16 protein-coding genes are annotated in these 14401 nt (G+C 38.2%); 1 reads left to right on the top strand and 15 read right to left on the bottom strand.

Annotation, left to right across the window (positions count from 1 at the left end; genetic code table 11):
• Nucleotides 1–7 precede the first annotated feature (7 nt).
• From resB to CRO56_RS04860, 11 genes are all read right to left on the bottom strand, one after another.
• Nucleotides 8–1645: a cytochrome c biogenesis protein ResB gene (gene resB, locus CRO56_RS04910; RefSeq protein WP_097157498.1), complete on the bottom strand. Its 1638-nt coding sequence runs from the start codon at nucleotides 1643–1645 to the stop codon at nucleotides 8–10.
• Between the two features lie 18 nt (nucleotides 1646–1663).
• On the bottom strand, nucleotides 1664–2197 hold the full coding sequence (resA, locus tag CRO56_RS04905; RefSeq protein ID WP_097157497.1) for a thiol-disulfide oxidoreductase ResA: 534 nt from the start codon (nucleotides 2195–2197) through the stop codon (nucleotides 1664–1666).
• A gap of 102 nt (nucleotides 2198–2299) precedes the next feature.
• Complete coding sequence (locus CRO56_RS04900; RefSeq protein ID WP_097157496.1) at nucleotides 2300–3022, bottom strand: pseudouridine synthase; 723 nt, start codon at nucleotides 3020–3022, stop codon at nucleotides 2300–2302.
• 500 nt (nucleotides 3023–3522) lie between these two features.
• Nucleotides 3523–4056, bottom strand: coding sequence for a spore maturation protein (locus CRO56_RS04895; protein ID WP_097157495.1), 534 nt, complete (start codon nucleotides 4054–4056; stop codon nucleotides 3523–3525).
• Nucleotides 4056–4652: a nucleoside recognition domain-containing protein gene (locus tag CRO56_RS04890; protein WP_097157494.1), complete on the bottom strand. Its 597-nt coding sequence runs from the start codon at nucleotides 4650–4652 to the stop codon at nucleotides 4056–4058. Before CRO56_RS04890 ends, CRO56_RS04895 begins: the two co-directional genes overlap by 1 nt.
• Nucleotides 4645–5793 carry a D-alanyl-D-alanine carboxypeptidase family protein gene (locus CRO56_RS04885; protein WP_097157493.1) on the bottom strand — a complete coding sequence of 383 codons (1149 nt, stop codon included), beginning with the start codon at nucleotides 5791–5793 and terminating at the stop codon, nucleotides 4645–4647. Before CRO56_RS04885 ends, CRO56_RS04890 begins: the two co-directional genes overlap by 8 nt.
• A gap of 217 nt (nucleotides 5794–6010) precedes the next feature.
• Complete coding sequence (locus CRO56_RS04880; RefSeq protein ID WP_354237423.1) at nucleotides 6011–6895, bottom strand: superoxide dismutase; 885 nt, start codon at nucleotides 6893–6895, stop codon at nucleotides 6011–6013.
• 155 nt (nucleotides 6896–7050) lie between these two features.
• Nucleotides 7051–7539, bottom strand: coding sequence for a YpuI family protein (locus CRO56_RS04875; RefSeq protein ID WP_097157492.1), 489 nt, complete (start codon nucleotides 7537–7539; stop codon nucleotides 7051–7053).
• A gap of 25 nt (nucleotides 7540–7564) precedes the next feature.
• Nucleotides 7565–7981, bottom strand: coding sequence for a hypothetical protein (locus CRO56_RS04870; protein WP_097157491.1), 417 nt, complete (start codon nucleotides 7979–7981; stop codon nucleotides 7565–7567).
• Between the two features lie 86 nt (nucleotides 7982–8067).
• The gene (scpB, locus tag CRO56_RS04865; RefSeq protein ID WP_097157490.1) at nucleotides 8068–8652 is read right to left on the bottom strand and encodes an SMC-Scp complex subunit ScpB; all 585 of its coding nucleotides are present in this window, start codon (nucleotides 8650–8652) and stop codon (nucleotides 8068–8070) included.
• 12 nt (nucleotides 8653–8664) lie between these two features.
• On the bottom strand, nucleotides 8665–9399 hold the full coding sequence (locus tag CRO56_RS04860) for a segregation/condensation protein A (protein WP_097157489.1): 735 nt from the start codon (nucleotides 9397–9399) through the stop codon (nucleotides 8665–8667).
• A gap of 162 nt (nucleotides 9400–9561) precedes the next feature.
• Between CRO56_RS04860 and CRO56_RS04855 the strand changes: the two genes are divergently transcribed.
• Nucleotides 9562–10083 (top strand): DUF309 domain-containing protein, encoded by a 522-nt coding sequence (locus CRO56_RS04855; RefSeq protein WP_179714172.1) that lies wholly within the window; start codon nucleotides 9562–9564, stop codon nucleotides 10081–10083.
• A 57-nt stretch (nucleotides 10084–10140) separates the two neighbouring features.
• Here the strand turns inward: CRO56_RS04855 and CRO56_RS04850 are convergent, their stop codons facing one another.
• The 4 genes from CRO56_RS04850 to spoVAEA form a co-directional block, all read right to left on the bottom strand.
• Nucleotides 10141–10488: a GNAT family N-acetyltransferase gene (locus CRO56_RS04850; RefSeq protein ID WP_097157487.1), complete on the bottom strand. Its 348-nt coding sequence runs from the start codon at nucleotides 10486–10488 to the stop codon at nucleotides 10141–10143.
• 299 nt (nucleotides 10489–10787) lie between these two features.
• Nucleotides 10788–12122, bottom strand: a complete 1335-nt coding sequence (gene lysA / locus CRO56_RS04845) for a diaminopimelate decarboxylase (protein ID WP_097157486.1) — start codon at nucleotides 12120–12122, stop codon at nucleotides 10788–10790.
• A 243-nt stretch (nucleotides 12123–12365) separates the two neighbouring features.
• Nucleotides 12366–13832, bottom strand: coding sequence for a spore germination protein (locus CRO56_RS04840; RefSeq protein ID WP_097157485.1), 1467 nt, complete (start codon nucleotides 13830–13832; stop codon nucleotides 12366–12368).
• A complete protein-coding gene (gene spoVAEA, locus CRO56_RS04835; RefSeq protein WP_097157484.1) occupies nucleotides 13825–14394 on the bottom strand; it encodes a stage V sporulation protein SpoVABEA in 570 nt (189 codons plus the stop codon). Before spoVAEA ends, CRO56_RS04840 begins: the two co-directional genes overlap by 8 nt.
• Nucleotides 14395–14401 lie beyond the last annotated feature (7 nt).

Here is a 14401-nt window from a genome sequence, read left to right as displayed (position 1 = left end):
TACCTCCCTATTCGGAGCCCTCGTTTTTTTCCATTTGATCCTCTGGAATAAATTGAGGGGTTTCTTCGAAAACTTTTTCTAATTCTCTCTTTAATCCGTACCAGTTTTTATTGGTATGAGCCGCTATTAATACATGATCTTTTTGTTTTTGAATCCAAATCCTTCTATGGTTCCAGTAGGCCCCCTGAACAACACCAATCATAAAAATCAGACCCCCGAGAGCCAAAATCCAGATTGTGTTATCCTTCCGAACAGTCAGCCCTGAAACCTCTTTGCTTTCCATCATGGCAAACTTCATTTTGTATTTGTTCTGCCCAGAAGGGTCATACGTCTGCTGAATCGCAACGATACTCATTTCTCCTTGTTGATTTTCAGGAGATATGACATTAAAGATAAAAGCAGGATTCCTTGGATACGGTGATGTATTCGTAGGTATTAAGTTTTCATCAAATTTAACATCCGGATAGTAACGGACTATTGCCACTTTGTATCCGTTTCCTAAATCATACACTTCCTGAGGGTCTTCTAAATCAATTTTGATTTCACCGTAAGATTCCCCTGTCTCCTGATTGATGAGTGTAAAAGTCATAGCTTTAAATTCGCCTTGGTTAAAGGACATCTGATAAAGGGAATACCCATCAAATTTCAGAGGCTTATTGACCTGAATTGAGTAATCTTTAACTTTTTCAAGCTCAGGTGTCTGCCCTAATACAGTTTCAGAAGAACGCTTGTACAACGTAACATTTGACTGATAATTACTTACGATATCCCCATTCGTTCTTTCAAGCGATTCCTCAAATACACCATTTCGTTCAGTACCATCATAAACATCAATGATAAATTCATTGTTTCCTAGATAATATTCGCGGTTTGTCCCAGGGATAGGTCTGATTTCTCCTTCTTCAACCCAAAGCTGTTCATCCACATACATCCCTGGTACAAACCGAAGCATACAGCCAATCAAGAATATGATAAGACCGATATGATTAATATACGGACCCCAACGGGAAAATCGTCCTTTTTCTGCTAATAAACTGCCGTCTTCATCTCTAATATGATACCTTTTTTTCTGTAAATTTTGTTTAATATTTTCAAATGTTTCTTCAAGCTTTGCAGCTTCACCTTCAGCCATTATATAAAGACGCTGTCTTTTCATAAAGCCTTCGTGCTTAATCACTCGTTGCCGCTTTAGTGCACGATAAAGAGGAACAACCCGATCCAGGCTGCAAATAACAAGAGAAACTCCTATGGACGCAATTAATAAGAGATAAATCCATGATCCATAAAGATCCTGAAACCCTAATAAATAATATAATCGTCCAAACCAGCCGTACTCACTCTCATAATAATTGCCTGCAGGAACATTTTGCGGAATGAACTCTTCTTGCGGAAGGATTGTTCCTATTGCTGACACACTAAGGGTAACGACAATCAGCCAAATTCCTACTTTTACAGAGGAAAAGAAGTTCCAGATTCGATCTACGATCGTTTTTTTGTACGTCTGTGATCGCCTGGCACTTCCCTCATATCGCATATCTACCAGTTTTTTCTTTTCTTCTGTTTCTACTAATATTTTTCCACATGATTCACACAGAACAGTTCCATGAGGATTCACATGGCCACATTCACATTTTACGTGATTCATCATAAAAACTCCCTAGAATCAAGGCTTAATTTTCTCCATAGATTCACGAACTTTTTCTTCTGTCATGGTTGTTGTAATTATTTCTTCAATAACCCCTTCTGGATTAATTAAAATAGTAGTCGGAAGAGGTGCAATATTATAAGCCCGCTGCACTTCCGAACTTTTCGTGTCTCTTAAAACTGGAAAAGTCATACCGTATTCTTCAACAAATTTTTCAACAGCCATTGTCGATTCGCCGACATTAACAGCTAAAATCGTAACTCCATCATCCTTATAATAAGAATATTGATTTTCCATATATGGCATTTCTACTTTGCAAGGCTCACACCATGTTCCCCAAAAGTTCAAGAAAACACCCTGACCCTCATAGTCTGAGAGTTTATGTACATTGCCTTCCATATCTTCTAAAGCAAAGTTCGGTGCTTTATCACCGACACCAATCGTTTCACGGTCAGCTTGTGTCAGATTTGAATAAAGCGCATATCCGACAGCTGAAAATAGCAATACTAATATAATTGTTCTAAGAATTAGTCTATTTTGCTTTTTTTCCATAGGATTACTACCTCCTTAGGAAGCTTCATTTCAGTGATATTATAGCACTTTCAGCTACTTAGTCAGAATTAGATTTTGAAGGTTGTGTGACACTTATCACTTTCATCCATTTTGGATTAAGTTCCGCAATTGTTTTACTTCATGCGGTGTCAATTCGCGAGAATCTCCAGGGCTAAGATCATCCAGTGTTAAAAAAGCAAAACGTTCCCTTTTTAATTTTAAAACAGGATGTCCAATTGCTTCAAACATGCGGCGGACCTGTCTATTTTTCCCCTCATGAATTGTTAATTCCAAGATAGAACTATTCTTGCGTTTATCAAACGACAGCATTTTAACCTTTGCAGGCGCAGTCATGCCATCTTCTAGCTTTACACCTTTTTGCAGCTGTGCTATTTCTGTTTTACTTGGAATTCCCTTAACCTTCGCAATATAGGTTTTTGGGATATGATAACGTGGGTGTGTCATCTGATTTGTGAACTCCCCGTCATTAGTCATCAAAAGAATCCCTGATGTATCATAATCCAGGCGACCGACTGGAAATATTCTTTCTTTTAACTCTGGAAAAAAGTCAGTAACTACCTTTCTTCCCTTATCGTCCTTTACACTAGAAATAACCCCTCTTGGTTTATAAAACAAAAAATAAACAGGTTCTTCCTTTTCAAGCGGAATCCCGTTTACTTCTATTTGATCGGATGGTTTAACCTTTGTACCAAGCTCTAGTACAACTTGCCCATTTACTTTTACTTTGCCAGAAGCAATTAATTCTTCCGCTTTTCTTCTGGATGCGACTCCAGCTTGTGCTATTACCTTTTGCAGGCGTTCCATAGTTTTCACCCCTCCATCATATTACCCGTAATTATTCGGCCTTACAAGTAAAACAATTATGAGCTCTTAAATAGGACATGTTTACATTATTTCCGATTTAGACACATTTTAAATTCGGGAATTGAAGTGAGGATTCAGACTTAGTTCGAGTATTTAGCATAATGTGAGGGAATAGAAATCTGTACACGTGTTAAGTGGCGGCTACTTGGTTCTTTCGGACACTGGTTCCGTTATTTGTGACAAAACGGGAGATTTGCTAGATTTTAGGACACTGATTCCGTTATTTTGGTAAAACAAAGCGTTTTTTAGTCGATTTACCGCAATTAACGGAACGTATGTCCGATTGAATCAATAAAACAATGGTTTTTAAGGAAATAACGGATTCTATGTCCGCTTTGAAAAAAGGTTATTCGATTTACCAAAAACTAACTAGTATCTTAGTAAATATCAAAAAAAGACATACCCTGTTCGGGCATGTCCATTTCCATTACACCACAATATTATTTTCCAAATACAATAGTGACAATAATAATGGAGGCCATAATACCGACTAGATCTGCCCAAAGCCCTACCTTTAACGCATCTCCCATCTTTTTAATGCCAACTGCACCAAAATAGACCGTCAAAACATAAAACGTAGTGTCCGTGCTTCCTTGAAGTGTAGATGCCAGTCTTCCAATGAAGGAATCAGGTCCATATGTTGCAATTAAATCACTTGTCATACCTAAAGCTGCCGTTCCTGAAATTGGCCTGATAATAGCTAATGGAACAATTTCAGGAGGGACTCCAATTAAAAGTAAAAGCGGCTCTAGCAGTCCCATAAAATATTCGAGTGCACCAGAGGCCCGAAAGACAGTGATAGCGACCAGCATCCCTACTAAATAAGGGATGATAGAAAAAGCAATTTGGATTCCATCTTTACCGCCTTCAACAAAGGTCTCGTAAGTCGGTACCCTTTTCCAGGTTCCATAAAGAAGAATTCCTCCGACAATCAGCGGAATCAGCCAAAGAGAGATAATGCTGATGAGTTCCATTATAGATCCCTCCCCTTTTTAATTCTCCGCCAATAATAGTACCGGTCAATGATAATAGCCCCTACTGTAGAGCAGATGGTTGCAATAATCGTTGGAAATACAATTTCTGTCGGGTTAGCTGAATGATAATTCATCCTTATTGCTAAAACAGTTGTCGGAATTAGCGTTAGACTGGAAGTATTAATTGCTAAAAAAGTAATCATTGAACGGCTCGCTATCGGTTTATTCCCGTTGAGTTCCTTGAGTTGTTCCATAGCCTTGATCCCTAATGGGGTTGCCGCATTACCAAGCCCAAACATATTGGCCATCATATTTGAAAGAATATATCCCATCGCCGGATGTTCTGGAGGCACTTCTGGGAATAATCGCTTAACAATTGGTTTAAAAAGCCTGCCAAATAAATTTAAAAGTCCGGCTTCTTGGGCAATTCTCATGATTCCCAGCCAAAATACCAAAATACTGATGAGACCAATTGAAATGGTAACAGCTTCTTTTGCTCCATCAAATAAAGCTTTATTCACTTCATCCATTTTTCCATTAATGATAGCAAATAAGATCCCAATTATAGTGAGAGATACCCATATATAATTAACCATACAGATTGACACCCACGAATGCAGTAAATATTCCCTTAAACAATTCAAACCAAGTTTCTTCGTCCCTTGATCCCGCACTATAATAGATCGGCACTTCTTTTATGACTTCTTCATGGAAATAAACAATTGCCTTTCCGACAACTTCTGGAATTTCTTCTGGGTGTCTTTCCCACTGTTTTTTTGGTTCAATCATTCGATACTCTACGCGAAAGTCCTCTATCTCTTCTTCCTTTACCGGATAGGAAAAGGAATTCTTAATTGTAACTTTCCCTTCATAATAACTATCATCTAACTCGATAACTTCCCCTTTATGTACGAGTGTTATGTTTTCGAACGTATCAAACGCATATTCAAACAGATTGATATGGTCATTCCAATCGCTTGGAGCATTTAACGTAACAGCGACCAGATTCATATTATCGAGGGAAGCTGTTGAAACAAGCGTTCTCCCAGCCAATTTTGTATAGCCAGTTTTTCCCCCGGTACTGTGTTCATATAATCTTGTCAGCAGCTTATTTTTGTTGCGCCAAACTCTGTCCCACTTCTCATCAGGGTTTGGGGCCCGGTACACTTTCGTACCAGCAATTATTTGATACGCTTCGTTTTTCATTGCATAACTTGTTAAGATAGCCATATCATATGCACTAGAATAATGGTCATCTGAATCATCTAAACCGTGCGGATTGGCAAAATGCGTATTCCTCATGCCAAGCTCCATTGCTTTTTGGTTCATTAAATAAACAAAGCCTTCGAGACTTCCCCCCACATGTTCAGCAATAGCAACCGCGGCATCATTTCCAGAACGAAGCATCAGTCCATACACTAAATCTTGTAATTTAATCTTTTCCCCTGTTTTCAAGTAGAGAGAGGAGCCTTCTGTTCTAACAGCCCGTTCGCTTACTGTTACGGTCTCATTTAATTTTCCCGACTCAATTGCTAAGATAGCCGTCATTATTTTTGTAATTGAGGCGATTCGTCTTTTTTCATGAGCTCTTTTTTCATATAACACACGACCAGTATCCTGATCTATTAGAATCGCACTATATGCACTCACAGATAAAGCCTTTGCTTCAATTGCGAAGACATTCATTAATAGTATGAAACAAAACAGTAGTAAGACGACTTTTTTAATCTTGTGCATTTTCTCTTCTCCTTTTTGAATTATAAAGCGTATAAATTCTGAACTTTGATAACTGTCTAGCTCCAGCGCCAAGCTCCTGGCGGACTTTTTAGCTCCAGCGCGTATCCGCTTTTCGCTTTTGTACAAGTTTATGCAGGACCTGTCCATATATGAACACAAGCTATACAGAATACGCCCCCAAGAACATAAAGAAAGAGACTAGCATATACTAATCTCTTTAATAAGGCTTCCAGGCTATTTTTTTAGCTTCTTCATACCGCTTTTCTACGTCTCTCCAGTTAACCACATTCCACCAGGCATCCACATATTCTGCTTTTCGGTTTTCATACTGAAGGTAATAAGCATGCTCCCATACATCAAGCACGAGTAACGGAATCGTATCCCACTGTGTTAAAATCATGTGACGTTCTGACTGAAGAATTTCTAAATGTCTAGATCGAGGGGACCATACTAGAATGGCCCATCCAACACCTTCTACTTGTTTGGCAGCTTCTGAAAAATGTTTCTGGAAAGCGGCAAAGGAACCAAAATAGGCATCTATGTCTCTAGCAAGTTCTCCGCTGGGACGACCTCCCCCCCGAGGAGTCATATTATTCCAAAAGATCGTGTGTAAATAATGTCCGGAGCCGTGAAAAGCTAATTCTCTTTCCCAATGTTTTACCAATTCAAAGTTATTGCTTCTTCTGGCTTCTTCAAGCTTCTTCTCAGCTTTGTTTAATCCATCTACATATGATTGATGATGTTTTGTATGGTGAAGCCTCATGATCCTTTGCGAAATAAATGGCTCCAGGGCATCATATGAATAGGGGAGCGGAGGTAAGACATGTTTGCCTGCCGGTACAGCATTTTGCTGTCTGATGGATTCAGATCTGACTGTATGCCATTTTGTTTGCAGAAGCTCATCTAATTGCCAGACAGCATTTTGAATCATTCCCGCTCTGTCTTCTTGGCTGTCCCTTTCATTTTCATGATCCATTTCAGCAAGAATAAAAGTAACGTAATGTTCAATATTTTCATCACTAATGTTGTTACGTTCAATCCATCCTTTGACTTCTTCGAGCCACCGTTTCACTTCCCGTACAAAATCTTCGTTTTGAATCACATACATCCCTCTTCTCATTCTTCCTCATCTCTATCATATGAGATGGGGTTATCCTATTTACCTTTTCCAAGTCATACTTCTTTTGTTTTGTAGCTGAGGGATCCTTTTTAAGCGGCCACAAAAAAGCAGACCTGGCTGGTCTGCTTTTTTTGGCATTATTTATTTTGGGTTATCTTTGTAGCGTAGTCTGTTTCATAGTACTCTAATTCTTCTCTCATTTTTTGAAAGGGCTGTTCTAAATCACTCATTAAATGTTCGACAGATAATGGGACACTCTTTCTAAATTTTATACTGTTCTTTCCTGTATAGGCAGAACGGCTATCTTCATACCAAAGGTCAGATTTTGGCGAGAAAAACTCTTCAATACATTGATGATAGATTCTGTAAAGCGTTTTTTCTGCTGCCTGTTTTGAAAAATCTTCTTTGTTTAATAACAATTGACATGTATCCAAGCTTTCTTCGCAAAAGACACATAATCTTCGGAGGTTTGATGCTATTCCTTTATAGAACATTAGATCTCCGTCTTTTTCTCCCTGCAGTGATTGAAGGGTTGTCGTATTTAGAAATTGTTCAATCCTTGCTACAGACTCTTCCAGGAATGAATTTGCATGCTGGATTTGTATCTTTACTAAAGAATGAGCCACACTAACTCCTCCTAATTGAATGATTTCATGGCTGTTTTATAAATAATATGGGAGAACGGACGGTTGCTTTCTTATTTGTACAAAATTCACTAAACATTTTTTCAGCTTGCTCCCAATTCGTTTGTCTGAATGCATTTACTAAAGGGGTTTCATCATGAAGATACACTTCTTTTTTCCCTATCGCCGCGGGATTTGCCATTAAATAAATCCATGCAGCCAGATCCCGAATATAACAAGGTGTTGTCCCAGAAAAAAATAAGGGCTGTTCAGAATAAGGTGTTTCTTTAATAATCAGCTCTTCAAAGTAACGCACATAAAGCAATTGAAAGGTGTATTCTTTATCTCCGTCTATGTATGTAACTATACTTCTTGAGAAGCCATCCTCTGGGGAATTAGGCTGAGCTTTTTCTAATTCAACCCCGCTAAGAGCTAAGATTTCCAAACAAAATCCTCCTTCCAGGTAGGCAGAGTATCAACTTGGTACTTTATCCTATTCTACCATAAGGAAAAATATTTTTGTCTGAAAAATCAAACATCTAATCTTTCCTGGAAGGTTTCAAAAAAGAGATCGGCTTCATTTTGAACATCTTGGTCATCAACATCATCCGGCAGCTTAGGCAATTCATTAAGGTCCTTTAAGCCAAAAACGTCTAAGAAGGTTTTCGTCGTCCCGTATAGATAAGCCCGTCCTGTTCCTTCTGCACGGCCGCATTCTTCTATTAATCCCTTTGCCATTAAGGTTTGAATTGGGCGTTCTGTTTTAACCCCCCGAATTTCTTCAATTTCTACTCTTGTAATTGGCTGACGATAGGCAATAATAGCAAGCGTTTCAAGTGCAGCTTGGGAAAGTGAATGCTGATGTGGAGATTCTACCAGCATCTTTAAATAATCAGCGAATTCTTTTTTGGTTACCAATTCATAGGTATCACCAAATTGAACAATTGTTAATCCCCTAGTAGACTCATCGTAATCCTTTTTCATCTCATGTATGAGTGTTCGGATTTCCGCTTCCGGTTTTTCAAGGACCGAAGCAATCTGTTTACTAGTCAGCCCTTCGTCTCCTGCAGCAAATAAAAGACTTTCAATAATTCCCTGCCAATTCACAAACATCACCCTTCACCCCAGTTACACAGCTAAAATAAAAAGTTCTGAAAAATTATCCTGCTGTTGAACGGTAATTTCATTTCTTTTTAACAGTTCTAATAAAGCTAAAAAAGTAACGACCAATTGTGACTTATCCTGATACTGGAATAATTCAAAAAACGGCTTCTTAAAGTATGGATGCAGCAATGCTCGGATGTCATCCATTCTTTGCTCAATTGATATGTCCTGTCTCGTAATCCGTGTTGAAAGCGGACGCTGCAGCCGTTTTCGTCTTAGTAATTTCTGAAAGGCTGCAATCATGTCATATACACTGACATTTAAATCAATATTAGCCGGAATTTCTGTTTTCTCGTATTGAGATAAATCGATAGGCGGCCTCGTAAACATAAGACTTCTTTCTTCTTCCCGGTCCTTTAGCTCCTTGGCCACTTCTTTATATTTTTTATATTCGATCAGGCGTTCCACTAATTCTTCACGCGGATCTTCTTCATACTGATACTCATCATCTATCAGCATTTCCGGATCTTGTTTTGGCAGAAGCATTTTACTTTTAATTGCAAGCAAAGTAGCGGCCATAACTAAATATTCACTGGCCACATCCAAGTGAAGCTCTTGCATTGTATGAATATAAGACATATATTGTTCGGTTATTTCTTTCATTGGGATATCATATATATCAATTTCAAGCTTTTGAATCAGATGTAATAATAAATCTAGCGGACCTTCAAAAGCATCAATTTTCACTAAATATTCCATTATACTCACGCCTACTTGTAAATTTCAAATGAAACTAACCTTAAGTATAGAGGATTCTTCTAGTAACTCCAATAAAAAATTGATTTATTTAAAGATTTCCTTCATTTTTGGAATCATGGTACCCTAGTTAAAAGAAGAATTTTCATAAAAGGGGGAATTCCCTTGTATCCGTATAGTTATATATTATTTTTATCATATTTTCATGGAAATCGGGATTATTTTGAATGTCATGAAGTGTTGGAGGAATATTGGAAAAGTCCAGAAGGCAATTCAGAAAGGATCTGGGTAGGATTGATTCAAACAGCAGTTGGGTTTTATCACTATCGGAGAGGGAACCTGACTGGAGCGAAAAAAATGTTTAAGAAGTCTAAAAATACGCTTACGTCTGAACAGTCCGCATTAGAAAAATTAGGACTTGACGCCAAACTATATTTTAAATTACTGAACGAGCAAATCAAAAAAATTGAGAACAATCAACCGTATAAAAGTGTAAATCTTCCTATTCTCGATAAAAAACTGCTGATTGAATGTATAGAAGTCTGCAAGGAGCATAGTTGGACATTTGGATCTGCTGAAGCTTTCCCGTCTGCTGACATAATCCACAAACATAAAATGCGTGATCGCACAGAGGTTGAAGAATCAAGAAAAGAAGCAATCAGAAAAAAAAGAAAGAGTTCTTTCTGAGACTCTTTCTTTTATCTATTAATAGACCGCCCGCAAATTCGGTTAAAGGAATTATTTTTATTCTTCCGTACATTTTGCGTAAAACGATGAAGTTAGATCATTGGCCGTTATAGTGAAATCAGGATACATTTCTTTTAATGCCTGAATCATTGCTTTTCCTACTCCTTGTTCACGGTGAGACGGATTAACGGAAATATGCTGAATTTCAAAAGAATTCTCATGTTTTATAACACCGATAAGTCCAATAATATCCTCTCCTTCCTTCCAAAGGAAAAGCTGCCAGGAAGGGTCGGTTTCATAGGTTTTAATTGATTGTTGAAGCTTTTTAACATCTTTTTCATTTGGCATAAAAGATAATAAGCCCATCGCAATCTTCTCAAAATTCTTTTTATAGCGAATTAACATTAAAATCCCTCTTATAAAAAACCTTTTTTTGTATATAGTATTTCCATTTACTGTTAAAGTATACTAGGAAAAACCATAGATTTACTTCCCATAATGGTAACGTATTAATTAGGGAGTTTCAACCAGGATTATTTTAGAATATAAAACAAATATATGGCTGCCCATAATAAACTGCCTGCTAAAAAGCTTATAAATAGAATGATCTGTTTTTTTCTCAACGAATACCCACCTACTGACTCAATTGCAACGTTTCTAGGTTCTCACTTTGCCAAATTTTACTTTAAGTCAAGGATAATTAATCAGTCAAGCGTTTCGACTTTTTTTCTTGAAAAGGGCAAATCAAGCTTGATAAGGTCTTTATACGTTTCTCTTTCAATGACCAGCTGGTCTTCTTTATTTTCAACAAAAACAACCGGCGGCCTTGGGATTCGATTATAATTATTTGCCATGGAATACCCGTAAGCACCAGTACAAAAGACAGCCAAATAATCACCGACCTTTGCATGCGGCAACGGCAAATCCCATATCAGCATATCGCCAGACTCACAGCATTTTCCGGCAATTGAAACTACTTCTTCTGCTTCTTCATTCATCCGATTCGCAAGAACTGCTTCATATTTGGCTTCATAAAGGGCCGGGCGAATATTATCACTCATACCTCCATCGACAGCCAGATACTTTCTGACCTCTGGAACTATCTTTTGAGAACCAATTTTATACAGCGTAATTCCGGCGTCACCCACGAGCGATCGGCCAGGTTCAATCCATATTTCTGGCTGAGTTAACCCTTGCTCCTTCACCTGCTCCATAACTTCTTTCATCATTTCATAGATATAGCTGCTCGGCGGAATGGGATCATCGTCTTTTGTATAACGAATCCCAAAGCCTCCTCCGAGATTAAGGACTTTTGCCTCAAACCCAAAGCTGTCCTTCCAGTCACGCAGCTTCTCCATAATTTTCCGGGCTGCCAATACAAAACCAGTTGTTTCAAATATTTGCGAACCTATATGACAATGAATTCCTAAAAGTTCGATATGCTCACATGCAATTGCCTGACGAACTGCTTTTTCAGCCTGCCCATTTTGCAAATCAAATCCGAATTTAGAATCTTCCTGACCCGTTAAAATATAGTCATGGGTATGAGCTTCAATTCCTGGTGTAACCCGAATTAAAATTTGCATTTTCTTTTGACTTTCATTTAGCAATTGAATCAGTCTGGATAATTCATATTCATTGTCCACTACGATACAGCCAATTTCATATTCTAGTGCCATCATCAGCTCTTCATCGCTTTTATTATTCCCGTGAAAGTGAATTTTTTCTGGAGGAAAACCAGCAGCAATCGCTGTATACAATTCCCCGCCTGATACTACATCAAGGGACAGACCCTCTTCATCGACAATTTGAATCAAACCAATACAAGAAAAAGCTTTGCTCGCATATGCCACCTGATAAGAAATGCCCAGTTTTTTAAAAGCTTCTTGAAAATCACGAGCTTTTTGTCTGATTAAGCCAACATCATATATATATAACGGGGTTCCATATTTTTCAGCTAATTCAATCGTATCTAATCCATCAACTGTTAAATGGCCATTTTCATTAATTGATTGGTTTCCATATAAAAAATGCTTCAATCTACATTCCCCACTTCTATTAGTAACTCAGTTAGCTTTTGTTTCTTTAATCCGTTATTGTAATAAAATTAACTTTACCACACTCATGATTGGGTATCAATATTCAGGACATACTATACGTTCTTTCCATTATTTTAAGTGAAAAATAAATAAATTGAACCATAGAAATGTCTCAAAAATAAAAAAAAGGCTATCAAGGGAGAACAAAATGTTGCTTCCTCCTCTGATAACCCGGGGTTGGTTTTAAGGCTGCTTATGGACGTTTTTCGGCTGGACAATGCTTGGTCTGATTTTGGATCCTGGCACTGATCTTCTAATCGCAATTTGCATAAAAGCACCAGGATTAAACGGTAATAGCGGCCATAAGTAAGGGGTATTTAGAGAACGGACACTTGCTAACGCCAATAATACAACAGTCATTCCAATCACTAATCCATAGGTACCAAATAAAGAAACTAATAATAAAAGACTTAAACGTACCAATTTATTCGCAACACTTAATTCGTAGCTTGGTGTAGCAAACGTTCCAACAGCTGCAATCGCCACATAAAGAATCGTTTCAGGAACAAAGATTCCAACTTGTATCGCGATATCCCCTATCATAACAGCTGCAATTAAACCCATCGCAGTCGAAAGCGGGGTTGGAGTATGAATCGCCGCTATTCTTAAAAACTCTATGCCGATATCGGCAATAAAAAGCTGGAGAACTAACGGAACGTTAGTCTGTTCATTTGGTCCAATAAACGCTAAATTCTCAGGCAAAAGGTTGGGTTCAAGAACAAATAAAAACCATAAGGGGAGCAACACAATTGATGTAAAAATACCGATAAAACGGACCCAACGGATAAACGTTCCGACTAAAGCAGATTCTCTATATTCCTCTGCATGCTGTACATGATGGAAATAGGTTGTTGGTGTAATGATAATACTTGGTGATGTATCTGTATAAATTAAGACGTGTCCTTCAAGCAGATGAGTGGCGGCCACATCAGCCCGTTCTGTATACCGGACTAACGGAAAAGGATTGTACCCTTGTTTGACCAGAAATTCTTCAATTGCTTTATCCCCCATTGTAGTTCCATCTATTTTAATTTGCTGGAGTTCTTTTCTGATCACTTCAACTAAATCTGGGTTTGCAATATCCTTAATGTAAGCAATCGAGACATCCATTTTAGAGCGTTCGCCCACTTTAATCATCTCAAAGCGAAGTTTTTCATCTCTTATTCTTCTGCGTGTGAGGGCGGTGTTAACAATAATATTTTCTACAAACCCGTCGCGGGATCCTCTGACTACTTTTTCTGTATCCGGCTCTTGCGGCTGCCGACCAGGATAACTGCGGACATCTACGATTAGAGCTGATTCGGCTCCTTCTACAACTATGGAGATTGACCCAGAAAGGACATGATCCACCATTTCATCTATAGTCTTTACAGGTGAAACCGATTGATGGACGATACGGTTAAAAATAATATCATAAGCATCAGATGAGGCTTTTTCATGATCATTGATCTCAATCAGCTGTTCCATGATTTCTAATATAAATGCGGTATCGCATAATCCGTTTATAAAATATAAATTTACATCCTGTTTTAAAATCTTTACTTTTCTGACTCCTAAATCAAAGCTAGTTCCAAGGCCAACTCTTTCCTTCATGTATTCTTCCAGTTTGGCTAATTCCGCCGGTATATGCTGTTTTTCATGCTCAGCCATTGAAACCGCTCCTTTCAAGAATAATGTCTACCGCTTTTTTTGTAACTGGTGAACCGATTTTATATGAGTCTTTGCCGCCCATTTTGCCAATATCCCCAATTCCAACTATAAGAGGGACATTCATTTGGTCTAGACTATAAACGGTGTCACCATTAATTCTGCCCGCTTCCATCTCAGGTATTCCAAATTTATCTACCCCGAAAGGCGTCAGTTCACCGTATTGATCGATACAAATATCAACTTTAGCCCATTCCGCCTGTTTTGTTTTGGAAGCAACGGCGATTACACCTAAAACATGAACACTTGGATGATTTGCTACGTACAGCAATGCAGTCTCACCCGGTCCCTCCCCTATATAGCCGCTATCATCGAACATAACAAAAACGGGTTCTGAGGGAGCTTGATGGATTAATTCAATCAGTTCCTGACCGGTTAAAATACTCGGGTTCCCATGAGACATGGAAATACATCTCCCGCCGATTGAATGTGCAACTGATTCAATTGCTTTTTTAGCATATTCATCTCCATCCGTTACAAGTATAACCGCTTTAGGTTCTGGCAAACGCTGC

Source organism: Bacillus oleivorans (genome assembly GCF_900207585.1).
Taxonomy (GTDB): Bacteria; Bacillota; Bacilli; order Bacillales; family JC228; genus Bacillus_BF; species Bacillus_BF oleivorans.
The sequence above is the reverse complement of the archived record's forward strand: the minus strand, read 5'-3'. Positions and strand labels throughout refer to the sequence as shown.